The sequence below is a fragment of the Ruegeria sp. YTSA168 genome (assembly GCF_059610045.1).
The window spans coordinates 78,886-103,168 of the sequence record NZ_JBXWMW010000012.1 but is presented as its reverse complement, the minus strand read 5'-3'; the positions used below and the strand labels follow the sequence as shown (position 1 = coordinate 103,168).

General features: G+C 59.6%; 23 protein-coding genes. 10 read left to right on the top strand and 13 right to left on the bottom strand.

What is annotated here, in order from left to right; all coding sequences use genetic code 11:
• Positions 1–249: 249 nt before the first annotated feature.
• From AC2FFE_RS17625 to AC2FFE_RS17610, 4 genes are read right to left on the bottom strand one after another with little or no spacing between them, the layout of a single operon-like run.
• Positions 250–1,179 carry a metal ABC transporter permease gene (locus AC2FFE_RS17625; protein ID WP_496847247.1) on the bottom strand — a complete coding sequence of 310 codons (930 nt, stop codon included), beginning with the start codon at positions 1,177–1,179 and terminating at the stop codon, positions 250–252.
• Complete coding sequence (locus AC2FFE_RS17620; RefSeq protein WP_496820636.1) at positions 1,176–2,381, bottom strand: metal ABC transporter permease; 1,206 nt, start codon at positions 2,379–2,381, stop codon at positions 1,176–1,178. Before AC2FFE_RS17620 ends, AC2FFE_RS17625 begins: the two co-directional genes overlap by 4 nt.
• A gap of 3 nt (positions 2,382–2,384) precedes the next feature.
• Positions 2,385–3,188: a metal ABC transporter ATP-binding protein gene (locus AC2FFE_RS17615; protein ID WP_496820635.1), complete on the bottom strand. Its 804-nt coding sequence runs from the start codon at positions 3,186–3,188 to the stop codon at positions 2,385–2,387.
• A 3-nt stretch (positions 3,189–3,191) separates the two neighbouring features.
• Positions 3,192–4,145 (bottom strand): metal ABC transporter solute-binding protein, Zn/Mn family, encoded by a 954-nt coding sequence (locus AC2FFE_RS17610; protein ID WP_496820634.1) that lies wholly within the window; start codon positions 4,143–4,145, stop codon positions 3,192–3,194.
• Positions 4,146–4,347: 202 nt separating this feature from the next.
• On the opposite strand from AC2FFE_RS17610, the gene deoC reads away from it, so the two are divergent.
• From deoC to AC2FFE_RS17590, 4 genes are all read left to right on the top strand, one after another.
• Complete coding sequence (gene deoC / locus AC2FFE_RS17605) at positions 4,348–5,346, top strand: deoxyribose-phosphate aldolase (RefSeq protein WP_496847246.1); 999 nt, start codon at positions 4,348–4,350, stop codon at positions 5,344–5,346.
• A gap of 10 nt (positions 5,347–5,356) precedes the next feature.
• On the top strand, positions 5,357–7,690 hold the full coding sequence (locus tag AC2FFE_RS17600) for an aldehyde dehydrogenase family protein (protein WP_496847245.1): 2,334 nt from the start codon (positions 5,357–5,359) through the stop codon (positions 7,688–7,690).
• A 23-nt stretch (positions 7,691–7,713) separates the two neighbouring features.
• Complete coding sequence (locus AC2FFE_RS17595) at positions 7,714–8,529, top strand: SDR family oxidoreductase (RefSeq protein ID WP_496820631.1); 816 nt, start codon at positions 7,714–7,716, stop codon at positions 8,527–8,529.
• Positions 8,530–8,617: 88 nt separating this feature from the next.
• Positions 8,618–9,352: a Crp/Fnr family transcriptional regulator gene (locus AC2FFE_RS17590; RefSeq protein WP_496820630.1), complete on the top strand. Its 735-nt coding sequence runs from the start codon at positions 8,618–8,620 to the stop codon at positions 9,350–9,352.
• A 3-nt stretch (positions 9,353–9,355) separates the two neighbouring features.
• Here AC2FFE_RS17590 and AC2FFE_RS17585 read toward each other — a convergent pair whose 3' ends face one another.
• The 7 genes from AC2FFE_RS17585 to AC2FFE_RS17555 form a co-directional block, all read right to left on the bottom strand.
• Positions 9,356–10,660 carry a M16 family metallopeptidase gene (locus AC2FFE_RS17585; protein ID WP_496847244.1) on the bottom strand — a complete coding sequence of 435 codons (1,305 nt, stop codon included), beginning with the start codon at positions 10,658–10,660 and terminating at the stop codon, positions 9,356–9,358.
• Positions 10,657–11,997: a M16 family metallopeptidase gene (locus AC2FFE_RS17580; RefSeq protein WP_496820628.1), complete on the bottom strand. Its 1,341-nt coding sequence runs from the start codon at positions 11,995–11,997 to the stop codon at positions 10,657–10,659. The genes AC2FFE_RS17585 and AC2FFE_RS17580 overlap by 4 nt, the downstream gene beginning before the upstream one ends.
• A 79-nt stretch (positions 11,998–12,076) precedes the next feature.
• The gene (locus AC2FFE_RS17575; RefSeq protein WP_496820627.1) at positions 12,077–12,592 is read right to left on the bottom strand and encodes a DUF3035 domain-containing protein; all 516 of its coding nucleotides are present in this window, start codon (positions 12,590–12,592) and stop codon (positions 12,077–12,079) included.
• 49 nt (positions 12,593–12,641) lie between these two features.
• Positions 12,642–13,118, bottom strand: coding sequence for a signal peptidase II (gene lspA, locus AC2FFE_RS17570; RefSeq protein ID WP_496820626.1), 477 nt, complete (start codon positions 13,116–13,118; stop codon positions 12,642–12,644).
• Positions 13,118–14,707, bottom strand: coding sequence for a bifunctional phosphoribosylaminoimidazolecarboxamide formyltransferase/IMP cyclohydrolase (purH, locus tag AC2FFE_RS17565; RefSeq protein ID WP_496820625.1), 1,590 nt, complete (start codon positions 14,705–14,707; stop codon positions 13,118–13,120). The genes lspA and purH overlap by 1 nt, the downstream gene beginning before the upstream one ends.
• Positions 14,708–14,729: 22 nt before the next feature.
• The gene (locus tag AC2FFE_RS17560; RefSeq protein ID WP_496820624.1) at positions 14,730–16,469 is read right to left on the bottom strand and encodes a heparinase II/III family protein; all 1,740 of its coding nucleotides are present in this window, start codon (positions 16,467–16,469) and stop codon (positions 14,730–14,732) included.
• A 90-nt stretch (positions 16,470–16,559) separates the two neighbouring features.
• Positions 16,560–17,819, bottom strand: a complete 1,260-nt coding sequence (locus AC2FFE_RS17555) for an RsmB/NOP family class I SAM-dependent RNA methyltransferase (RefSeq protein WP_496820623.1) — start codon at positions 17,817–17,819, stop codon at positions 16,560–16,562.
• Positions 17,820–17,908: 89 nt separating this feature from the next.
• Between AC2FFE_RS17555 and AC2FFE_RS17550 the strand changes: the two genes are divergently transcribed.
• Positions 17,909–18,085 (top strand): DUF1674 domain-containing protein, encoded by a 177-nt coding sequence (locus AC2FFE_RS17550; protein ID WP_496820622.1) that lies wholly within the window; start codon positions 17,909–17,911, stop codon positions 18,083–18,085.
• 4 nt (positions 18,086–18,089) lie between these two features.
• Here the strand turns inward: AC2FFE_RS17550 and AC2FFE_RS17545 are convergent, their stop codons facing one another.
• Entirely contained in the window at positions 18,090–18,944 is an 855-nt protein-coding gene (locus tag AC2FFE_RS17545; protein ID WP_496820621.1) for a LysR family transcriptional regulator, read from the bottom strand.
• A gap of 99 nt (positions 18,945–19,043) precedes the next feature.
• On the opposite strand from AC2FFE_RS17545, the gene tmpA reads away from it, so the two are divergent.
• Together tmpA and tmpB are read left to right on the top strand one after the other, a co-directional pair.
• Entirely contained in the window at positions 19,044–20,180 is a 1,137-nt protein-coding gene (gene tmpA, locus AC2FFE_RS17540) for a 2-trimethylaminoethylphosphonate dioxygenase (RefSeq protein WP_496820620.1), read from the top strand.
• Entirely contained in the window at positions 20,177–20,767 is a 591-nt protein-coding gene (gene tmpB, locus AC2FFE_RS17535) for a (R)-1-hydroxy-2-trimethylaminoethylphosphonate oxygenase (protein WP_496820619.1), read from the top strand. The genes tmpA and tmpB overlap by 4 nt, the downstream gene beginning before the upstream one ends.
• Positions 20,768–21,274: 507 nt before the next feature.
• Here the strand turns inward: tmpB and dapB are convergent.
• A complete protein-coding gene (gene dapB, locus AC2FFE_RS17530; RefSeq protein WP_496820617.1) occupies positions 21,275–22,084 on the bottom strand; it encodes a 4-hydroxy-tetrahydrodipicolinate reductase in 810 nt (269 codons plus the stop codon).
• Positions 22,085–22,174: 90 nt separating this feature from the next.
• On the opposite strand from dapB, the gene rbfA reads away from it, so the two are divergent.
• Genes rbfA through truB form a run of 3 tightly spaced genes read left to right on the top strand, consistent with a single transcriptional unit; the run spans position 22,175 to position 24,270 of the window.
• Positions 22,175–22,570: a 30S ribosome-binding factor RbfA gene (gene rbfA, locus AC2FFE_RS17525; RefSeq protein WP_496820616.1), complete on the top strand. Its 396-nt coding sequence runs from the start codon at positions 22,175–22,177 to the stop codon at positions 22,568–22,570.
• On the top strand, positions 22,567–23,310 hold the full coding sequence (locus AC2FFE_RS17520) for a phosphodiester glycosidase family protein (RefSeq protein ID WP_496847243.1): 744 nt from the start codon (positions 22,567–22,569) through the stop codon (positions 23,308–23,310). The genes rbfA and AC2FFE_RS17520 overlap by 4 nt, the downstream gene beginning before the upstream one ends.
• Positions 23,311–23,364: 54 nt before the next feature.
• On the top strand, positions 23,365–24,270 hold the full coding sequence (gene truB / locus AC2FFE_RS17515) for a tRNA pseudouridine(55) synthase TruB (protein WP_496847242.1): 906 nt from the start codon (positions 23,365–23,367) through the stop codon (positions 24,268–24,270).
• Positions 24,271–24,283 lie beyond the last annotated feature (13 nt).

Genomic DNA, 24,283 nt, shown 5'->3' with positions numbered 1-24,283 from the left:
TTTTGGCATCGGCTTCGATTTGATTTTAAACCTGAGAGAGGGGGTGTCCGGGCAGTTGCGGGCGGGTTCCAAATAAGGTGCCGCTTGTCCTCAACCACCCGGACGTTCTGAAGTGAGTGGTAGGTAACGAAATCTTACCGTCACGCGTACCATGCGCATTTTCAGAAGGCTCATTAAGAGTCACATTCGAACAATCTGGGCAGAGTCCAGCCGATGACCTGCGGAAAGCACTGGCAGGAAAGCGCCAATTCACGCTGTCGTGTGCGCACCAACTCTGGCTCGGCAAGGGCCGAACATCGCACTCAGAGCCAGAATCACACCCGACATTGTGGCAATCATACCGGCCGCGCTGACCGCATCCGCCGCGCCCAGCCAAAGCGGTCCGTAACCGGCCAGCACATATCCCGACACAGCAGAGATCACGGCGAACACAACGCTCCAGGCGACCTGAGCCTCAAGCCGGTTGGTCATCATCCGCGCCGCAGCGGGCGGGCAAATGAACATGGCGATCACTATGATCGAGCCGACCGCATCAAACGCCGCCACAGCAGCAATTGCAGCCACAATCACCAGCGCCAGACCCAATGCATTGGTGCGAATTCCCAAGGTGCGCGCAAAGCCTTCGTCGAAGGTTGAGATTTTCAGCGGGCGCCAGAACAGCCAGGTGAACAGCAGAACCCCCAGCAATGCAATTGCGATCCGGGGCAGTTCGGGCGGCAAGCCCACCAGCGCTTCGATATCCCAAAGCGAGGACCAACCTGTGGCATCCAGCCAGATCAGGCTTTCCAGATTGCCATAGAGCGCGTGCTCCACGTCCAAATGCACGGTCGAGGTATCGGTCTGTTCCAGAAGCAGTACACCGCCTGCGAACATGGTGGTGAAGACAACGCCCATCGCCGCACCGGGTTCGATCTGACCCAACCGCCGGATCGCCTCGATCAGGATCACCGCGACAATCGCCGCACCTGCCGCGCCCAGCATCATGGGCCAGGTTGAGATTGCACCGGTGACCAAAAACGCCACAACGATACCCGGCAACACGACATGGCTGATCGCGTCCCCGATCAGCGCCTGTTTGCGCAGCACCAGAAAGTTGCCAGGCAGCGCGCAGGCAATGGCCGCAAAGGTGCCAATCAACAACGGTGTCAGGGACAGCGGAACGAACTCTTCACCACTCATGCCGGAATCTCCTGAGGGCCACCGATCTGCCGGTCGATCTCAGCGATTTGATCGCGGGTCAGTACGGTTTCGATGTCCCTCAAACCGTCATAGAGCGCTGCCGTCGCCTCATGCGCCTGATCCGCGCGCACAACTTCCCAACGCTTTTCGTCTCGCAACGCCTTGGCCGCCCGCGCCTTTCCGGCCTCGGTTGCCACCCCATCAGCACGAACCAGATCGGCACGACGCAGCAGGCGCAGCGTGAGCGGCTCGTATATCTTTTGATCTTGTGCCAGGGCCAGCAGCCCTTGCCGGATATGCACACGGCGCTGAAACCGCAGGTGACGCATAACAGCGGCCAAAACACCTCGGATCGGGGCAAATAGCAGCGACAAGACAAAGAAACCAAAGCTGACCAGAACAATGATCGGTCCGGTCGGCAGGTTCGGTGCTGTGGCGGACAACGCGGCCCCAATATAGCCTGCCACTCCACCTGCCATACCGGCAAGGACCACCACACGATCAGAACGGTCAGACCAGAACCGCGCCGTGACAGGCGGGATAATCAGCAGGGCGACAATCAGGATCAGGCCAACGATCTTCAGCCCGACCACGGTCACCGCCATCACCAGCCCCATCATCGCCAGATCAATCCGATGCACTGGCAAGCCCTGGGCCGTCGCATAGTCAGAATCAAACGCTACCAGCGTCATTGGACGACGCAGAATCATCACCAGCACCAGCGTTGCCGCGCCGCCAATCGCAATGATCATCGCATCCGCCCAAAGCATCCCGGCGGTCGAGCCCAGCAAGAACCCTTCGAGCCCTGCCTGACGACCAACGCCAATGCTCTGGATGACGGTCAGCAGGACAATGCCAAAGCCGAAAAACACCGACAGAACCGCGCCAATCGCGGCATCTTCGGCCAGCCGCGTGTGGCGTGTCAGCCAATTCATGCACAGCAGACCAATCCAGGCCGAAACCGCCGATCCGGCCAGTAAGCCCAACAGATTGCGACCATCCCCACCGAATGCGACCAGCAGCATGAAGGCAAGGCACACACCCGGTAGGGTCGCATGGCTGATCGCATCGCTGACAAGCGCGCGTTTGCGCAAAAACAGGAAGGTTCCGGTGACACCTGCTGACACCCCCAGCAGGGTCGCACCAATGGCAACAAGCGTGGCGTTATAGCCAAGCTGCAGGCTAAGCGCATCCCAAAGCATATGTTACCCGACTGCGCGCGAAATCTGATCGATCTGCGCGGTTGCCAGACGCCCACCGTAAGCGGATTGCAGGGTTTCAGCAGTGAACGCGTCAGATACCGGACCTTCAGCAATCTTACGGGTGTTGATCAGGAAGACATGTTCGAAATAGTCGGTGACGGTTGCCAGATCGTGATGCACAACCACCACGGTCTTGCCCGCCTCTTTCAACGACTTCAACACGGCAATGATGGCCTTTTCCGTCGCCGCATCGACCCCGGCAAAGGGTTCATCCAGCAGATAGAGATCAGCGTCCTGCGCCAAAGCACGGGCCAGAAAGACCCTTTGTTGCTGCCCGCCCGACAATTGCCCGATCTGGCGATCCGCAAAATCGCGCATGCCAACGCGGTTCAGGCAGTCCATCGCGCGGGCTTTGTGGCGCGCTCGAACCCGGCCCAACAGGCCCAACTGCCGCGACAAACCCATCAACACCACGTCAATCACACGGGTAGGGAAATCCCAATCCACACTGGCGCGTTGCGGTACATAAGCGATCCGGGCGCGCTGATCTTCCAGCGACTTTCCGAACACGGTCACCCGACCGGACAGAGGTTTCACGATCCCAAGCGCCGCTTTCAAAAGGGTCGATTTTCCCGCGCCGTTTGGACCAATGATCGCTGTCATGGCACCGGGTTGAACGGTCATATCGACCGAGAACACCGCCGGTTTCTGACCATAAGAAACGGTTAGACCTCGCACGGCCAACGGGCTGGATTCAACGCTCTGATCTTCGATCGAAACACCCTGTGAAGCGGCCAGTTCCAGCATCGCTCAGAACCCCGCCGACAGTTTGCCGTTCAGACCGCGCTCGGGCACGTCGGCACCCAAAGCACCTGCAATCACGGTAATATTATGGTCCAGCATGCCGACATACGTGCCTTCATAGGTGCCATCGACGCCCATGGCGTCCGAAAACAGCTCGCCCCCAACCGAAACCTCGTGCCCCTTGGCCGCAGCCCCTTCGATCAGCGCGCGCATCGAACGGTCGGAGACTGAGCTTTCCACGAAGACAGCGGTCAGTTGACGGTCGACCAACGTATCGACCAGCTCTCCGATCCGGTTCAACCCGGCCTCAGACTGGGTGGAGATCCCCTGAACGCCCATCACCTCATAGCCATAGGCCGCACCGAAATAGCCAAAAGCATCATGGGCCGTCAGCAGAACACGGCTTGCTTCCGGCACCGCCGTCAAAGACTGTTCTGCATAAGCCGCCAAAGCGTCCAACTCGGCCAGATGAGCCTCGGCATTTGCCGCGAATAGGTCTGCCGAGTCAGGGCGGGCTTCGGTCAATGTGGCCTGAACCTCAGCGACAACCTCGCCCCACAAGGCTGGGCTCATCCAGATATGCGGGTCGTATTTGTCGGCATAGTCGTCATGGGCGCGCAGCTTGGATTTATCGACGCTTTCTGCCACAGCAACCACAGTTTGTTTGCGCGCGAGGTCTTCAAAGAAGTCCTCCATCTGCGCTTCCAGATACAGGCCATGCCACAGAACCAGATCCGCACGGGTCATTGCGACGATGTCGCTGCGGGTCTGGCGATACGCATGCGGGTCAACGCCTGGCCCCATCAGGCCCTTCACGTCCACCTGATCCCCGCCAACCTGACGCACCGCATCTGCGATCATGCCGGTTGTTGCGACGACTTTCAGAGGAGCTTCGGCCCATGCGGCGAGCGGAAGCGATGCAGCAACGGCCAATGCGGCAAGGAAATGACGACGAATCATATTCAGACCTCGGATCAGGCGTTCAGTTGAGATTGAATATGAGAACCATTCGCAATTAAGTCAACGCTATTGAGAACTATTCGCAACAAATTCCACATTATTTGTCCAAATGGTCAAATAATTCCGTACCTCGCGGTTCTGATGCCTTCCATTTGGGCGCGGCCCGTGCGATTTTGGCGCAAACCTCCCAAAGGACGTGACGATGGAAACGCAGAGCTCAGACAGCCCCGTGCGCACCGCGCATCTGCCGCAAGTGACCGAACCCCGAAACCCCGGGATGGACCTCGATCTGGAATGGGTCCGCGCCGTGCAGGCAAACACCTCAGCGATCGAGCGCCGCGCAGCAACCTTGCCCGGCCGGCGATCGGTGAAGAAAGACTATCAGGCGGCTTGGCTGCTGAAAGCGATCACTATGATCGACCTGACCACACTGTCGGGTGACGACACTGTGGGACGGGTGCGTCGACTGTGCGCCAAGGCACGCCAACCGGTTGCAACCGCCACTTTACAGGCGCTGGACATGCCTGCGATCACTACTGGCGCGGTCTGTGTGTATCACGACATGATCGAAACCGCCGTCGATGCGCTCAAGGGCACTGGGATTCCGGTGGCTGCCGTTTCCACCGGGTTTCCGGCTGGCCTGTCGCCATTTCACCTGCGCGTGGCCGAGATCGAGGAAAGCGTGAAAGCCGGGGCCGAAGAGATCGACATCGTCATCTCACGCCGTCATGTGCTGTCGGGCGATTGGCAAGCATTGTATGATGAGATGAAGGCGTTCCGCGTCGCCTGTGGCGATGCCCATGTCAAAGCCATTCTGGCAACCGGAGAGCTGGGCAGCCTGCGCAACGTCGCCCGCGCCTCGCTGGTCTGCATGATGGCGGGCGCGGATTTCATCAAGACCTCGACCGGGAAAGAAAGCGTTAATGCCACTTTGCCTGTGTCACTGGTGATGATCCGGGCAATCCGTGACTATTACGACCGCACCGGCTATCGCGTGGGCTACAAGCCCGCGGGCGGGATTTCCAAGGCCAAGGACGCGCTGGTTTACCTTTCGCTGATCAAGGACGAACTTGGTGACCGCTGGCTGGAACCCGACCTGTTCCGCTTTGGCGCCTCGTCGCTGCTGGGCGATATCGAGCGGCAGTTGGAACATTATGTCACCGGGTCCTACTCCGCTGGCTATCGTCACTCCATGGGCTGAGGACAAAACAATGACAGTCAAAGAGATTTTCGAAACCATGGATTATGGCCCTGCCCCAGAAAGTGCTGCTGAGGCGTTGGCCTGGCTGGTCGATCAGGGCGACAAGTTCGGCCACTACATCGACGGGGCCTTCACCAAACCCGGCAAGGGGTTCGACAGCCGCAACCCTGCAACCGGAGAGGTTCTGGCCAAGCTGACCCAGGCCAAGCAGGCTGATGTGGATTCTGCAGTCACCGCCGCCCGCAAGGCGCAACCGAAATGGGAGAAACTTGGCGGCGCAGGCCGTGCGCGGTATCTCTATGCCGTAGCACGTCTGTTGCAGAAGCATTCCCGCCTGTTTGCGGTGCTGGAGAGCATGGATAACGGCAAGCCGATCCGCGAGTCGCGCGATATCGACATCCCACTGGCCCAGCGGCATTTCTACTATCACGCGGGCATGGCGCAGCTGATGGAAAGCGAGCTGCCCGACGCGCAGGCCTTGGGCGTGTGCGGCCAGATCATCCCGTGGAACTTCCCACTGCTGATGCTGGCGTGGAAGATCGCGCCTGCGCTGGCGATGGGGAATACGGTGGTTCTGAAACCGGCCGAATATACCTCGCTGACCGCGCTTTTGTTTGCCGATATCTGCACGCAGGCCGGTCTGCCGAAGGGCGTGGTCAACATCGTGACCGGAGACGGCGCAGTGGGTGAGATGATCGTAAACGCAGACGTAGACAAGATCGCCTTTACCGGCTCGACCGTCGTGGGTCGCCGCATCCGTGAGGCGACGGCAGGCTCGGGCAAGGAGCTGACCTTGGAGTTGGGCGGCAAGTCGGCTTACGTCGTGTTCGACGACGCTGATATCGACAGCGCCATCGAAGGGCTGGTCGACGCGATCTGGTTCAATCAGGGTCAGGTCTGCTGTGCTGGTTCGCGGTTGCTGGTGCAGGAAGGCATCGCCGACCGGTTCCACGAGAAACTGCGCGCTCGGATGGACGGCTTGCGCATCGGTGATCCGCTGGACAAATGCATTGACGTCGGCGCGGTTGTGGACCCGGTTCAGTTGCAGACCATCAAGAGCATGGTCGAAAGCAACACTGTTGGACAGATGCATCAAGCCGCCTGTGAGTTGCCGGAAAATGGCTGTTACTACCCGCCGACGCTGATCTCGGGGCTTGAGACCTCGGACCCGCTGATGCAGGAGGAAATCTTCGGCCCGGTTCTGGTGTCGTCCACCTTCCGCACCCCGGAGGAGGCGGTCGAACTGGCCAATAACACCCGTTACGGTCTGGCCGCGACGGTCTGGACCGAGAACGTGAACCTTGCACTGGACATCGCGCCCAAGCTTGTTGCGGGCGTGGTCTGGGTCAACGCCACCAACCTGTTCGACGCCGCCGCCGGGTTTGGTGGTGTACGCGAAAGCGGTTTTGGTCGCGAAGGCGGTTGGGAGGGGCTGACGGCCTATACCAAACCCAAAGGCAAGGCGAAACCTCTGGCCAAGGTCGAGGCGGTCATGGGTGAAGGGGCTCCGGTCGACCCCATCGACCGGACCGCCAAGATGTATATCGGCGGTAAACAAGCGCGACCCGATAGTGGATACTCGAAGCCCATCTGGGGTAAATCCGGCCTGTTGGGCCATGTGGGTCTTGCCAATCGCAAGGATGTGCGAAACGCGGTTGAGGCTGCGGCGGGTGCCAAAGGCTGGTCCAAGACCACCGGCCATCTGCGGGCACAGATCCTGTACTATATCGGCGAGAATCTCTCCGCCCGCGCCGGTGAGTTCGCTGCGCGTATTGACAGCATGACCGGCAAGAAGGACGGCGCGAAAGAGGTCGAAACCTCAATCCAGCGCCTGTTCACCGCTGCTGCCTGGGCCGACAAATATGACGGTCAGGTGCATGGTGTACCGATCCGGGGCGTGGCCATCGCCATGAAAGAACCCGTTGGCGTGATCGGCGCGCTTTGCGCGGATGAGGCCCCGCTGCTGGGCCTGGTCTCGGCCATGGCCCCGGCGATTGCGATGGGTAACCGGGTGGTTCTGGCCGCCTCTGAGCCCTATCCGCTGGCCGCGACGGATTTCTACCAGATCCTCGAAACCTCGGACGTGCCCGCCGGTGTGGTCAACATCCTGACCGGCAGCCATAACGAACTGGCGAAACCGCTGGCCTCACACCTGAACGTGGACGCGGTCTGGTCCTTCTCATCCACCGACCTCTCGAAAGAGATCGAAGCCGTCTCAGCCGGGAACCTGAAACGGACCTGGGTCAATAACGCGACAGCAATCGATTGGAGCGTGGACCAGTCGCGCCGCTTCCTGCAAGCTGCGACCGAAGTCAAAAACATCTGGGTGCCCTACGGCGAGTAGGGCTCCTGCCAACGGAGGCCTACATGGATTTTTCAGGAAAGACCGTCATCGTCATTGGCGGGACCAGCGGTATTAATCGTGGCATTGCCGAGGCCTTTGCAGCCTCGGGCGCGAAACTGGCTGTGGCCAGCCGGTCGCAGGAAAAAGTGGATGATACCATCGCAGCTCTGAAAGAGGCGGGCGCTGAACAGGTCATCGGAGCAGCCTTTGATGTGCGCGATCCCGAGGCCGTTGCAGAAGGCCTGAAACAGTTCCACGATGCGCTCGGCGCATTCGACGTTCTGGTTTCGGGCGCGGCGGGCAACTTTCCGGCGCTGGCGGCTGAGATGTCGATCAACGCCTTCAAGACGGTGATTGACATCGACCTGATGGGCACGATCCATGTGATGAAAGGGGCCTACCCCTATCTGAAACGTCCCGGCGCAAGCATCATCAACATCTCAGCCCCACAATCCTATCTACCTTACGAAGGCCAATCCCATGTCTGCGCCGCCAAAGCAGGCGTAGACCAAATCACGCGGACGCTGTCGATGGAATGGGGGATCGAAGGCATCCGGGTGAACTCGGTCGTGCCTGGGTTCATCGAAGGAACCGAAGGCGCCAAGCGCCTGACACCTTCCGAAGACGCGCATGAAGAAATTCGCAAGGACATCCCACTAGGCCGCTGGGGGCAGCCGCAGGATGTGGCCAATGCCTGTCTGTTTCTCAGCTCGGACCTGGCCAGTTACATCAGCGGAACGGTAATGGCCGTGGACGGAGCGCTTTATCAGCGCGGTTCGGGAAAGTTCGGGCAGATGATGGGGGGTATGCTGCGCGCTCAGGCAAAAACACGGACTTAATGATTAATAGCCTGTGAAGCTGTTCATATACAGCGCATGGTCTTGAACACAATCTTGGGCCCATCACATCGCAAGGGTGGGCCTGAAGATGCTAACACTGCCGACAGACGTCACAGACATTGCACAGCTGATCGTTATGATCGGCGTATTTGGAGCCGGGTTATACATCCTCAACTACTTTCTTTTGCAGATGGGGATCGTGCGCGGGTCCGGCGTTCTATATCCCGTTCTGGTCATCGTTGCGGCAAGTTGCGTGCTGATCAGCATGGCGGAAGAGTTCAATCTGGCAGGATCAATCATCCAGCTGGCTTACATCCTGATCTCGGTGCTGGGCCTGTTGCGCGGATATCTGTCGCATCATCTGGTGCGATTTTCCGAGCCCGAACGACAGTTCGTTGACAACTACCTTGAAACGCTCAAACCCCATCACGCGCGCAAGCTGCTGAATACGGCAAAGCTGATCACATACGAACCCGGCGTTACCCTGATCGAAGACGGCATGACCATTGACTTTCTCGCTTACGTCCTGTCGGGCCGAACAACGATCCTGAAGAACAGTCAGGTCATCAATCAATGTGGCCCCGATCAGATATTGGGAGAGCTGACATTCGGCATCGGCCTGCCCGCCACAGCCACGGTGCGCACCGACGAACCGACCACCTGTCTGGTCTTTGACAGCCAGCGCCTTGGCCAAGTATTGCGACGCAACCAACAGATCGACGATGCGCTCAAGGCCGCGCATTTCCGGCATGCGCGCCAGAAACTGCTGAGCAGCAACAATCACACGGTGAAGGCGCGCACGATGTTGGCGGCCGCGGCCTGAACGTTATCCGTCCAGGCCGACCGGCTTACCCACAACGGTGAAATGCAAACCTTCTGGGTCCAGCAGTTCACTCGCGACCCGATTCACATCCTCCAAGGTCACCGCATTCACCTGATCGTTGCGGGTTGCAATATAATCGATAGGCAGACCTTCCATCTGCATTCCAACCATGATCCCGGCGATCTGACCATTGCCGTCAAAGCGCAAAGGGTACGCCCCCGTCAGATAGGTCTTGGCATCATCCAGTTCTTTCTTTGTCACGCCTTCGCTAGCGGCGCGTGCCCATTCGTCACGAATGACCTCAACCGCTTCGGCGATGCGATCATTGGAGGATGAGACCGATCCAATATAGACCGAGGCCAAATCCTTGGGCACAAGATAGGTGCCGACACCGTAAGTCAGGCCGCGCTTTTCGCGCACCTCCTGCATCAGGCGACTTTCAAACCCACCGCCGCCAAGGATGTGATTCAAGATATAGGCCGCGAAGAAATCCGGATCGTCCCGGTCGATCCCTTTCTGGGCGAACAAGGCAACCGATTGCGGCGTGTCAAAGTCGACAACGGTGACCCCGCCTTCGATCGACACTTCTGCCTTGCCCGGAATTGGCTTTGCGCTGTCAGGCAGATCAGCCAGCAATTTGTCCAGAAGCACGCCCAGTTCTTCGGCGGTGATGTCACCAACCGCACCGACATAAATCCGGTCTTTGGCGAAGACATTGTCATACGCCTCGACCACGTCATCGCGGGTCAGGGATGCAACACTGTCGATGGTGCCTTTCCCTTCGGTCCCGTAGGGGTGATCGCCATATGCCATGGCCGAAAAGCTAAGGCCAGCAATGTCATTGGGGTCGTTGGCATCTGATTTGAGTCCGGATAGGATCTGCGCCTTGACCCGCTCGACCGCGTCCTCATCAAACCTGGGTTCGTGGATCGTGGTGCGCAGAAGGTCCGTCACCTCATCGCGGTTCTCGGTCAGAAAGCGCGCTGAGATCGAGACGGTGTCATCGCTCGCGTTGTAGCTGAATGACGCGGCCAGCGCTTCAAGCTCGCGGGCATAGGTACGGGCGTCCATATCGCCTGCACCTTCTTCGATCAAACCGCTCATCAGGTATACCGCACCGCGTTTTTCGGGGTCATCCAGTGATGTCCCACCACGGAACCGCAATTCCAGCGCGGTGAACGGGATCGCGTGATCCTCGACCAGCCAGGCGGTGATACCTCCGGGCGACGTCACCTCTTTGATTTCGATCTCAGCCCATGCGGGCAGCGCAACCAAAAGGGCGACCAGAGTTGTAAAAAGCCGTTTCATTGCGTCACCTCATCGTCGCGCATCAGCCAGCCGGTCACCGAGGTTTCGCGCTGCAAAACCTCGCGCGCGGCAGCGATGATCTCTTCGCTCGTGACATTCTGCAGAACATCCGGCCAGGCCTGTACATCTTCAACGGTCAGACCACTGGCCAAGGCACGGCCATAACGGTTGCCAATCCCATCTACATTGTCGCGGGCATAGATCTGTGAGGCGCGGAGCTGCATCTTGATCCGGTCCAGATCCTCTTGGTTCACCCCTTCAGCGATGAAGTCTGCTACGGCCTGATCCATGGCGTCTTCGGCCTCTTGCAACGTTACGCCCTGCGCTGGGACAACCAGCAGATCAAAGGTCGTGTCATCCAGCGATACGCCGCGATAGAACGCACCGGTATAGACGGCGATCTGCTGATCGAATTGCAGTTCTTCGTTTAAATACGAGGTTGTGCTGCCCCCCAACAGTTCGGCCAGTAGGAACAGGGCGGCGGCTTTCTCCTGCGCGCCCGGGTCACGTTCGGGTGCCAGATAGGTACGGTGCACATAGGGTTGCGCCACGCGCGGGTCCTTGTAGGTCAGGCGACGCTCCGCTGTCTGCGGTGGTTCCTGTGGGCGGGCACGCTCGGCAATCTCGGGATTTGATGGGATAACGCCATAATATTGATCGGCCAACGCGCGCACCTCTTCAGGATCCACATCACCGGTGACTACAAGGATGGCGTTGTTTGGTGCATAGTGATCTGCGTAAAAGGACAGCGCATCGTCCATGTCCAGCGCCTCCATCTCATGCATCCAGCCGATGATTGGCATGCCGTAGCCATGGTTGAGATACTGTGCCGCGCTCAGCTGTTCGCCAAACAAGGCACGTGGGTTGTTTTCGGTTCTCTGGTTCCGCTCTTCCAGAATCACGCCGCGTTCAGCGGTGATATCGTTTTCGGTCAGACGCAGATTTCGCATCCGGTCGGATTCCATCTGCATCATTAGCTCCAGCCGATCCGCAGCGACGCGCTGGAAATAGGCGGTGTAGTCGTATGAGGTGAAGGCGTTATCATCGCCGCCATTGGCTGCGACCGTAGCCGAAAACTCCCCCTGTTTCAGGGTGTCCGTCCCTTTGAACATCAGATGTTCCAGGAAATGCGCGATACCTGATACACCCGCAGGCTCATCCGCCGACCCCGCCCGATACCAGACCATATGCTGCACGACAGGCGCACGGTGGTCTTCGACCACGACCACTTCCATTCCGTTATCAAGCGTAAATGTCGTGACCGCTTCTTGACCATCCTCGGCAAAAACCGGGGTCGCGGCAATCAGGGCGGCAGAAAGTGCCAAGGCCCGAACCATGGGGCATCCTCCGTTTCGTTATGAGCATAAACTACGGTGGTACGCGGCAGGTTCAAGTCAGATGACAAAAAGTTAAAATTTATTCATCTGGCGGTGACGAGGGCGTTTCGAGCCCGGCACGACGGGCAGCTTCCGTCTGCGCAAAGGGGTCCAACGCCTGACGTTCATAGACCTGCTGATAGCGATCCACCGGGAACAGGCGCAGGCCGGTCCACCGGCCACGACGCTGGCGGAACTCATCGTCTTCGGCCTGAACGATCTGGCGCGTATTCGCCGGCACACCATAGCGGCTGGTCGCGGTCACCAGCGCGGAATCCGAGGCCGGGATCGCCCCGTTCGGATTCGTCGCTGCCGGGTTACCACCCAGTGCAAGAACCGCATCTGCCTTGGGATTCGGATCTGTCAGATTACTACCACCCGGGGTTGGGGCGGGCAGAAATGCATAATCCTTGGGTTCTGTCAGAGGTTTGACCGGCAGCACCGAGAACTCATCGGGGCCATCCCCCGGAGGCGTCAGTTCGCGCAAACCAGGGTTCGAGCACGCCGCAACCGCAGCGGCAAAGATCAAAACATAGGGTGCGCGCGACAACCGCATCAGAGTCTCCAACCAGTTTCGGACGTTTTACCGCAAATCCATCGGCGCGTCACGAGGGCTTTTTCCCATCGAACAGAACGAGCCCAATGGCCCCTGCGAAGACAAAAACATCCGCCAAATTAAACACATACGGGTTGTTGATACCGCAGCAAGACATGTTCAGGAAATCCAGAACAAAACCATAAAGCACCCGGTCGACCACATTGCCCAGCGCTCCACCGATCAAGAACCCACCGCAGATCAGCATCAGTTTGGACGGTGTTGAACGGCGCAGCCAGACAAAAACGGCGATACAAATCGCAACGGAAATCGCGACCAGAACCCAGCGCGCGGCATCGGAATCACCCTGAAACAGACCAAAATTGATGCCGCGATTTTCACCGTATTTGAACACAACCAAAGGCGGCAGCACGTCGATACCGCCTGGCTGTTCGGCCACGCGCATGACCCGAACGACCAGATACTTGCTGATCTGGTCGATCAGAATGGCTGCCAGTGCAGCCCAGTAGAGCAGCCGATAGGACATCAGTGCCGGAAGTGCCGCATGCCGGTGAAGACCATCGCCAGCCCGGCCTCATCTGCCGCTGCGATCACCTCATCATCGCGCATTGAGCCACCCGGTTGGATCACGCAGGTGGCACCGGCTTGGGCCGCTTCCATCAGACCGTCGGGGAAGGGGAAGAACGCGTCCGACGCCACGGCCGAGCCGATGGTCAGCGATTCGGCCAAGCCTAGCGCCTCGGCCATGCGTTCGGCTTTCTTGGCCGCAATAAGTGCCGAGTCCACGCGGCTCATCTGCCCAGCACCGACGCCTACGGTAGCACCGCCTTTGACGTAAACGATAGCGTTGGATTTGACATGCTTGGCCACTTTCCAGGCGAACAGCAGATCGCGCATTTGGTCTTCAGTCGGCGCTTTCTTGGTGACCACCTTCAGGTCATCCATGCCAACGAAACCGTTATCCTTGTCCTGAACCAGCAGGCCACCGGCCACCTGACGCACGGTTTTACCGCCCGCCGTTACATCCGGCAGACCTTCGGTGGTCAACAGGCGTAGATTCTTCTTGGCCGCAAAGATCGCCTTGGCCTCATCCGACGCGCCCGGCGCGATAACGACCTCAGTGAAGATCCCGGTGATTTCTTGCGCAGTTTCCGCATCGAGCGGTTGGTTCAGCGCCACAATGCCCCCAAAGGCTGAGGTCCGATCACAATCGAAGGCCGATTTATACGCCTCTAACAACGTCGCGCCCGTCGCTACGCCACAGGGGTTGGCGTGTTTGATGATGGCGCAGGCCGCGCCCTGTGCCGGGTCAAACTCCGCCACCAGCTCAAAGGCCGCGTCAGTGTCGTTGATGTTGTTATAGCTCAGCTCTTTGCCCTGATGCTGAACTGCGGTCGCTACACCGGGACGGTCGCTACCATCGGTATAGAACGCTGCCTGCTGATGGCTGTTTTCACCATAGCGCAGGGTCTGTTTCAGTTCGCCGGCAAAGGCACGGCGCGTAGGCGCCTCAAGCTGCAGCGCGTCAGCCATCCAATTCGACACCGCTGTGTCATAGGCCGCCGTGCGGGCATAGGCCTTTTGGGCCAGCCACTGCCGGAACCCGTATGAGGTCTTGCCGTAATTCTCTTCCAACTGATCCAGCAGGGACGAGTAATCTTCGACATCCACAACAACACTCACAAAGGCATGGTTTTTTGAAGCCGCGCGGATCATCGCTGGGCCGCCAATGTCGATATTCTCGATGCATTCATCATAGCCTGCACCTTTGGCGACAGTGGCCTCAAACGGGTAGAGGTTCACAACCAACAGGTCGATTGCACCGATGCCATGTTCGTCCATCGCGGCGACATGGGTGTCGTTGTCACGCAGCGCCAACAAGCCGCCATGCACCATAGGGTGCAGCGTCTTGACACGGCCATCCATCATCTCGGGGAAGCCGGTCACATCGCTGACGTCCTTAACCTCAAGCCCCGCGTCACGCAGCGCCTTGGCAGTACCGCCGGTCGACAACAACTCAACCCCGCGCTCGGCCAATGCCTTTCCCAGCTCGATCAACCCGGTCTTGTCGGAAACGGAAAGCAACGCGCGGCGCACGGGGTGAAAATCTGTCATGGGTCCAAAGGTCCTTTTGGCGTCAGTCGAATTCTGGCTCGTCCCGGTGCAGGTCACGCACGGCATAGGCAGTATCCTGCGCCTTGCTCAACGTCCACTGGATGCGCGTCGCATACTCCATTGCGCGGCCAGATAGAACGATCTGTTTTGTCGCGCGTGGCTTTAGGCGGCCTTTTTCAAGGTAAACGCTTGGCTGAACGTCCAATTTTCCTATGCCATCATGGCGGAAAACCCAGATCTCGCCGCTCTTGAGCGCCATCGACACCGCCGCGCCACCCAGATCAACCGCTGTGTCCACATCCGGATGCAGGTGAAAACGGATATCAAAGGGCATACCCGAGAGGCCCGAGGCATCCATTACCTTGTCAAATTGCCGTTTGGCCTTATCGGTTGCGGTCAGAAGGATATCTTCGACCGTCAATTGACGCCCGTCAAAACGCAACTCAAACGTGCGCGCATGGGTCAGGCCAAACACTTTGGCGTAACCGTCATGCCCGGACATAAAGCGGATGCCTGCGATTGCATCCTCGAAATCTGTTGGAACGCTGCGTGGGGCATCTACAAGCGCCTGCTGCTCACTGCCTGGAACCGGCTGGGCCAACCGGGCGCTGGAATAGCCGTCCAGACATAAGGTGGAATGCGACGGCGTTGCCCGGCCCGCCCGTCGCCAATCCAGCCCGAAACTGGCCCCAGACCCGCAATTGACGATCAGAGGCCGACGGCCCGACGTTAGTTCAAATGCCAAGGTCGAGGCATGCGCGTTGAACGAGGCCGCACCGGATGGCGGCGGGCTGGCATCGATAACAACCGTGGTCCGTCCAGCAGAGAGGCAAGAATACCCCATCGGCAGCTCGGTCGCCGCCTTGTGTTTGACCCCGCTTTGCGCCAGCGCCTGTTCCAGCCGTCCCTCGACCCCGCGCCCGCCGCCATGGAACCGGGCCAAGGCTCCATCCGCATGGCGCAAACTGCGCAATGTGGGAGCAATCCGCTTGATCGCGCTGGCCTGCGCCACAGGTGCACCCCGGCCCACATCGTTCAGGGCGGCGGCGGTCCAGCTGAGCAGGGTGAAGACTTCCAACAACTCCTCGGGGTTGCGGGTCGGGATGCCCCCTTGCGCATCCACCTGACGTTCGCATTCCCGCGCCAGAGCGCGGACTGCCGGGTCAGCCATTGCCTCCAGCCCTTCCAAAGCCAACCCCGATTGCACCAGCCCAGCTAGCGCTTCGAACCGTGGCAGGCCCGGCGTCGCCGCATGCCAACGCTTGGACAGGAACCACGTTTGTTGCGCCAGAGACCGAAAAAACAGCTTGCTTTGGGCATCATCGACGCCGCGCAGCAAGAACAGCGCATGGTTGATCCAGCGCATAACCCGTCGGCCCGTCAGATCGGGCACCCACCCGGGCCCGCGGCCGCGGCCATGGGCAGCGATCCAGCCCCAGACCCAGCGCTGCGCCTTTTCCCGCGCACGACTGTCTCCAACCGCAGCCAGATCATCCAGCCAGGCAAAGCCGTGGCGTTCATCATCAAATCCAACACTTGGGGCCGCGACTTCCCACAAACCAGTGTCTTGCGCCTCGACCAGATAGCCGGAGAACAGCAGGTTTCCGGCGACCAGCTGACGCCCCCGCGCATAAGACCCAACGGTACGCGGTTCAGGCTGTAAAACAAACCCGGTCACCGCCCGCTGTCTTTGACTTAGACGCGCATAAAACCGGTTCTGAAACCGCATCCACCGGCTGGTCATGGTGTCCGTTTCTGACATGACGCGTTTTACTCTGCCCCTTGCGCTCTGCTGGCGCTTGCGACCCAACGATAGACCGGGCTGATCGTCAAGTCATCGAAAAGCGTGACCTCAGGCGGATTTACTCAGGCACGCGATGTAGAACCCATCCATGCCGCCCCGATCCGCCCAATAATCCGGCCGCAGGCGCAAGCCGCCTTCTTCGGTGATCCAGTTGCTGTCCACGCCCGGCAAGCTGAGCGCCGCGCGATCTACAGTCATGTCGGGATGACTTTCCAACGCCTCTTCGACCTGCACCTCGCCTTCATCCGGCAACAAGGAGCAGGTACAATAAACCAAACGACCACCCGGTTTCAGCAGACCCCAGGCATGGGCGAGCATTCGCGCCTGAAGGTCAATCAGACCACCGAATTCGGAACCGTCCTTTGCAAAAGGCAGATCAGGGTGCCGGCGGATGGTGCCGGTGGCAGAACAGGGCGCATCCAGAAGGATCGCATCATATTGGCCCGCATGGTCCAGCGCGTCGCCGACAACAACCGTTGCAGTCAGGCCGGTCCGCACAAGGTTCTCTCGAACCCGCTCGATACGCGCCTCTGAGATATCCAGCGCCGTGACATCCGCTCCGGCAGCGGCCAGTTGCATCGTCTTGCCGCCCGGCGCGGCACAAAGGTCCAGCACCCGTTCTCCCGGTTTTGGCGCCATTACCCGCACCGGCAGGGCGGCCGCTGCATCCTGCACCCACCATTCCCCGGCCTTATATCCTGGCAAGGTCGAAATCTGACCCGCCTCTTTGATACGTACCGATCCAGTTGGCAGGGTTTCACCCGACGGGACAGAAGCCCCCGGCTTCACGGTCAGATCCAACGGAGCCCCGGTAAAATGAGCCTGTTCCATTCCAGTAACGGCATCCGTGCCCCAAGCAGTGATCAGGGGATCACGCAACCATTCGGGCAGACGCGGAACGCGCATCTTGGGCCATGCTTCGGGCCCTTCAGCCGCCACCTTGCGCAATACCGCGTTAACCAGACCCTTCAGCCGCCCGTGCTTGCGTGACCGGCTGATGATCTCGACCATGGAATTCACCACCCCATGGGCCGCTTCGCCATTGCACAGCTCGACCGCCCCCAAGCGCAGAGCGTTGTGGACCGTCAGGGCAGGCGCCCGGTTCAAATGATTGTCGAGCAGCCGGTCGGCGCGCTCCAGCCCGCGCAGGGTTTCCAGCGTCAGACGCTGCGCCCGCGCTCGATCCTCGGGGCCCAGCCGGTCCAACGCGCCGACGGCCAGACATTCGGACAGCAGCCGCCCTTCTCCCAGAATCTGATCCAGCAGATAGATCGCGCTGCGTCGCGCCGCCGTTGCGTTGTCGGACATGGAACCGCCTTTGATGTGACCCTCGCCCGCATTGCCAAGGGCGGACGGGGGCGTATATCAAGCCCCTGCACGGAAAGGAACCCGATGTCATGAATGACGACCGCACAGACCTGCCCCCCGCCGCCCAGCGCGCATTGGCCGAGGCCGAGGAACGCCGCAAAAAGGCCAAAGCAAAAGAACTGCCCAAGGAACTGGGCGGCCGCGACGGACCTGACCCTGCCCGCTATGGTGATTGGGAGAAAAAAGGCATCGCCATCGATTTCTAGGCGCCTAGCCGCGCAGCGCCTGCAGAAAGTCCTGAAGCAACGCACGCTGTTTTTTGGACTTGGCTCGGTCTTCGGGCCATGTCAGCCAATAGCCATCCTTGGTCTGCAATTCTGGCAAATCGAGCCTGCGCAATCGACCCGACCGCAAATCCGCTTGTGCCAGAGGCACCGAACCCAGTGCCACACCCTGCCCCTGACGGGCTGCGGAAATCGCATGCTCCATCGAATCAAAGCTCACTTTTGACGGTGGCAATTCCACCCCGCCCGTTTTCCTTGCCCAGTCCCGCCAGCCCGGGCGTTCGCCACGCAGATCAATCAGCGGTGTGCCCCAAACTACACCGGGCGCGGCTATCGGCACCAGTATTTCGGACGCGATCAATGCAGCATCGCGCCCCGGCCATGTCCCGCGCCCATAGCGGATTTGCAGCCACGTCCGTTCCTCATCCAACGATGACCGCCGCGCCACTGAATCGGTCATCACCCGCACTTTGGGACGCATGCCCTGAAACCGGTCCAGACTGGGAAGAACCAGCGCATGAATGCTCGACGATAGCCCTGCGACGCGCAGCTCGCGCGGGGATTTGCCGAACAAATCTTCTGTATTACGTTCCAGCGCCTGTAAACTGTCCTGCACCAGCGGCAGATAGCTTTCACCTTCGACCGTCAGTGACACGCCCCGTGCTTCACGCACAAACAAGGACCGGCCCAGCCAGGATTCGAGGTTGGCAATGCGCTGGCTGACTGCCGCCTGAGTCAGCCCAAACTCTTTCGCCGCCGCCGAAAACCCGCCCAACCGGCCCGCAGCCTCGAACACGCGTAACCAGTCCAAGGGCGGCAATCCGATCTTTTTCTTAGCCATAAGATTTTCCAAGCCTCAGCCGCAAGAAGGATTAATTGTGGTAATGCCATGAACGGCGTATCTGCTCAACCAAAGCTCGCGCCGAACAGGAGAACCCCAATGCTGCGCACAGCCACTCACACCGCCTCGGTCGTCACTGTCGTGTTTGACACTGGGGCCGAGGCCCGCTTTCACGCCATCTGGCTGCGCGACAACGCGCTGGACCCGGACACTCGCGCGCCCGGCAACGGCCAACGCCTGATCACCATCGGTGACATCCCCTCCGACGTCTCGGTCAGCGCGGCACAGGTCGTTGCGGGCGATCTGCACGTGACGTTTCAGCCCGAAGATAAGACGGTCACTTTCCCCGCCGACTGGCTGGCGGAACATTGCTATGACCGCGATCACGATGCCGCACTGGGCCGCGTCGCGCATGGCCTCACCACATGGGAACGCGGCATTGATGCGCCCAGCGGTGATTGGTCCGAGGTTCACGCAACCCCCACCGCCAAGCGCAACTGGTTGGCAGCGATCGCCGAGTTTGGTTTTGCCAAGCTAACCGGCGGCCCGGCCGAGGCGGAATCGCTGCTGAAAGTGGCCGACCTGTTCGGCTATGTGCGCGAAACCAACTATGGCCCCTATTTTGAGGTCCGAACCGAGGTGAACCCGACCAACCTGGCTTATACCGGGCTTGGATTACAGGCCCATACCGACAACCCTTACCGCGACCCGGTGCCAACGCTGCAAATCCTCTATTGTCTGGAAAACTCTGCCGAGGGTGGCGACTCCATCGTGGTCGATGGATTCCGTGCGGCCGAAAAGCTGCGCGATCAGAACCCCGAAGGTTTTGCCCTGCTGACGGGCTACCCTGCCCGGTTTGAATACAAGGGCTCAGATGGCGTCTGCCTGCGCTCGCGCCGCCCGATGATCGAACTGTCACCAGATGGTGAGCTGATCGGCATCCGCTTTAACAACCGTTCCTCGGCCCCGTTTGTTGACGTGCCCTTTGACAAGATGGAAGCCTACTACGCTGCCTATCGCCAACTGGGTGACATCATCGATGATCCGGCGATGGGCGTATCCTTCAAGCTGGAACCGGGTGAGAGCTTCATCGTCGACAACACTCGCGTGTTGCACGCTCGTCTGGGCTATTCCGGCGCGGGCTCACGTTGGCTGCAGGGATGTTACGCCGACAAAGATGGCTTGCTGTCGACCTTGGCCGCAATGGAAATTGCCCAACCGGAGGCTGCGGAATGAAACCCGATTTCACAACCCTAAACCGCGACAATATCGTGGCCTTCATCGGCGACATCTTTGAACGTCGCGGCGGTGAAGAGTATCTGGGAGAACCGGTCACCATGGCCGAGCATATGTTGCAGGGCGCTACAATCGCAGAACAGAACGGAATGCCCGAAGAGATCATCGTAGGCGCATTGCTGCACGATATCGGGCACTTCACGTCCGAGTTCGGCACGTATCACCCCGATGACACCGAAGACCGCCATCACGAGGATGCCGGGGCTGAAGTGCTGGAGCAGTTCTTCCCCTCGGTCATCACCGATTGCTGCCGGTATCACGTCGCGGCCAAGCGCTATCTCTGCGCCACCAAGCCGGAATATTTCAACCGGCTGTCAACCGCGTCCGTCCATACGCTTGAGCTGCAAGGTGGCCCCATGAGCGCCAAGGAAGTGGAAGACTTCGAGGCCAATCCAAACCTGAAAGAGATCATTCAGGTGCGCTACCTCGACGAAGCCGGCAAGCGCGCGGATATGGAAACACCGGATTTCGCTCATTTTGCCCCGATGGTGCAGCGGATGGTGGACCGGCATCTTGGCGAGGGTTGATCACAGAATTCAGCCTGCCAACTGTTTTGCAAACATCTGCCGAGCTTTGCGGAGCAGGCCTATGCTCTGCACACGGGGTGATTGCATTCCTCTCTTACGGGATGCACTCTAGAATCCGTCGGATCGGAGGCAGACTTGCTGACTGTACTGTTATTCATACTCGGCTGCTTAACCCTCATGAGTCTGTCAGTTTTTGCAGCCATGATTTTTCTCACCTCAGTCTGCCCAGCCTTCAATTTCAAGGATGAATTTATTTCGTTCTGGATCAGAACACGCGGCACCCCACCCTCGCGCAGACGGATCATTCTAAACGCATATGGCGCAGGCAACTATTTCTTCATGGCTGAAAAGTGCTGGGATCAGCACACCACCAATGCGATACGTCTTATACCCAACAGGAATCTGGTTTTGAGTTTAGCCCTAGGGTGTGCGTCTTGGATAACAGCGATCCTGTTCTGGAGTGCGGCCTTTGTCTTACATAGTTATCTGAGATTGCTGTTCTAGCCACTATAATCCCAGAACATCCACCATGTCATACTGACCCGGTTGCTTGCCCTGTCCCCAAAGCGCGGCTTTCAGCGCGCCTCGGGCAAAGATTGCGCGGTCGGTGGCCAGATGGCGCAGGACAATGCGTTCGCCAGGGGCGGCAAACAGAACGTCATGTTCCCCCACAATGTCGCCACCACGAATGGCGTGGAATCCGATATCCCCACGCTTGCGCGCGCCGGTGATGCCGTCGCGACCCCGATCCGAGACATCAGCCAGTTTGACACCGCGCCCTTCGGCGGCGGCCTCACCTAGCATAAGGGCTGTGCCCGAGGGCGCATCGACCTTGTGGTGGTGGTGGCCTTCGATGATCTCGATATCGAAATCTTCATCCAGCGCCGCCGCGACCTTTTTGGTCAGCTGCATCAGCAGGTTGACGCCGAGGCTCATGTTTCCAGCACGCACGATCACCGCATGCCGCGACGCGGGTTCCAGCGCCGCGACTTGTTCATCACTCATTCCGGTGGTTCCGATAACATGCACGCAACGCGCCTGTGCGGCCAGCGCAGCAAACTCCAGCGTCGCCTCGGGCGCGGTGAAATCGATCACCGCCTGCGCCTGGGCAAACGCCTCCAGCGGGTCATTCGTGACGGTCACGCCCAGCGCCTGCCCGCCTATGGCTTCGCCAACGTCCTGACCGATCCAGTCATGGCCCGTACGCTCGACCACACCAACCAGTCGCGCCTGATCACTGTCGGTGACAGTCTTGATCAGCATCTGCCCCATACGGCCCGAAGCCCCTGTGATGACGATCCCCGGAATATGGGTCATGGCGATGTTCCCTTGCTGCAAACTGCTCAAAGCCTCCTACCCCGTTCGCGCCCGCTTGGCAAAGCCTCGCTTTGTGCTTAGATCGGAGACATGGCAAAGAACAAATTCCATGATGGCCCCGGCCCGTCCCAACGACAGCTGCGTGTCGGCGAACTGATCCGCCGCACCCTGTCCGAGGTTCTGGCGCGCGGAGATGTCCACGACCCCGACCTGAACCGCATGTCTATTACAGTCGGCGAAGTACGCACCTCGCCGGATCTAAAAATCGCCACCGCCTATGTGCTGCCACTGGGCGGCAAGGGGCAGGAGGACGTGATCGAACTGCTCGCCCGCAACAAGGGTGAGTTACGCCGCATGGTCGGCAAGAAAGTCGGTCTTAAGTTTGCGCCCGATCTGCGGTTTCGGCTGGATGACACGTTCGACCGGCTCGATGACACCCGCCGCATGTTCGAACAGGACGCGGTGCGCCGCGATCTGGACGAGTGATCCGTCTGGCCGTCACATCAGGCGCAATCCTCTGGGCCGCGCAGGCCTGGGCGGTGACGTGCGAGAAGGTCACGCATCAGGACAAGCGCTATACGATCTGCGAAGTAGATGCCGCCAACGAAGACCTGCGCCTGTTTCTGAACGATGAAACCGGCGATCTGTTGGGGCATTTTTCCTCGGTGAACGAGGCGCTTGCCCCCGGTGGCGAACGTCTGGCCTTTGCAATGAACGCTGGCATGTATCACGATGATCGTTCTCCCGTCGGCCACTATGTTGAAGAGGGTCACGAGCAGATGCGCGTGATTGCCAATCCGGGCCCCGGCAATTTCGGCTTGCTGCCTAATGGCGTGTTCTGCATCCGCGACGGGCGCGCCGATGTGTTTGAGACCATGTCCTTTGTCGAGCAGGCGCCCCAATGCCGCTTCGCCACTCAATCCGGCCCGATGTTGGTGATCGATGGTGCGCTACACCCGCGCTTTCTGCCCGATTCGACCTCGGTCTATGTGCGCAATGGGGTCGGCACCAGCGCGGAAGGCACGCGCGCAGTGTTCGCGATCTCGGATGACTACGTCACTTTTCATGAATTCGGCAGCCTGTTTCGGGATGTTCTGAAAACACCAAATGCGCTGTTCTTTGACGGCAATATCTCGCGTATGTATGAACGCGCCAGCAACCGGTCGGATGTCGGGTTTTCGCTGGGTCCGATCGTCGGCGTGGTCGAGGAAACGCCTGTAAATTGACAGCGTCTGGGCGATCCGCTAACTCGCGCGCCTCAGCAAGATTCTAGGTGCAAAATGGGACGCAAACGCAAAGGTCGCGATATCTCTGGTTGGCTGGTTGTGGACAAGCCTGCGGGCATGACCTCGACATCTGTGGTCAACAAGGTGCGTTGGGCGCTGGACGCCAAGAAGGCGGGCCATGCGGGGACACTTGACCCCGAAGCCACCGGCGTTCTGGCCGTAGCCCTGGGCGAGGCGACCAAGACCGTTCCCTATATCACCGACGCTTTGAAGGCTTATACGTTCACGGTGCGGCTGGGTCAGGCCACCAATACCGACGATGCCGAAGGTGAGGTGATCGCCGAAAGCGATGCGCGCCCTTCGGATGAGGAGATCAAAGAGGCACTTGCGCCCTTTATCGGCGAAATCATGCAGGTCCCACCCAAATTTTCAGCTGTAAAGATCGACGGCCAGCGCGCCTATAAACTGGCCCGTGATGGCGAGGATGTGGAATTGGCGGCCCGTCCGCTATGGGTCGAGGAGCTGGTTCTGGTCGACCGTCCTGACGCCGACCACGTGACGCTGGAAATGACCTGTGGCAAGGGCGGCTACGTGCGGTCGATCGCCCGTGATCTTGGGGCGGCGCTGGGTTGCCACGGCCACGTCAAAGAACTGCGCCGCATCTGGTCCGGCCCCTTCGAGGTCGAGGATGGTCTGAGCATCGAACAAATCGACGAGATGGCCAAAACCATTGCGTTGGATGATTACCTGCACCCGCTGGAAACCGGGCTGTCCGATTTGCCCGAACTGAAATGCACCGCTGAGGGCGCCACCCGCCTGCGCAATGGCAATCCGGGCATGGTACTGGCCAGCGACGTGGAATATGGCGATGAGGCCTGGGCCTCGCTGGATGGAAAGGCCGTGGCTGTGGGCATCTACAAATCCGGCGAATTGCACCCCAGCCGGGTGTTCGTTGCCTGATCCACGTGCTAGG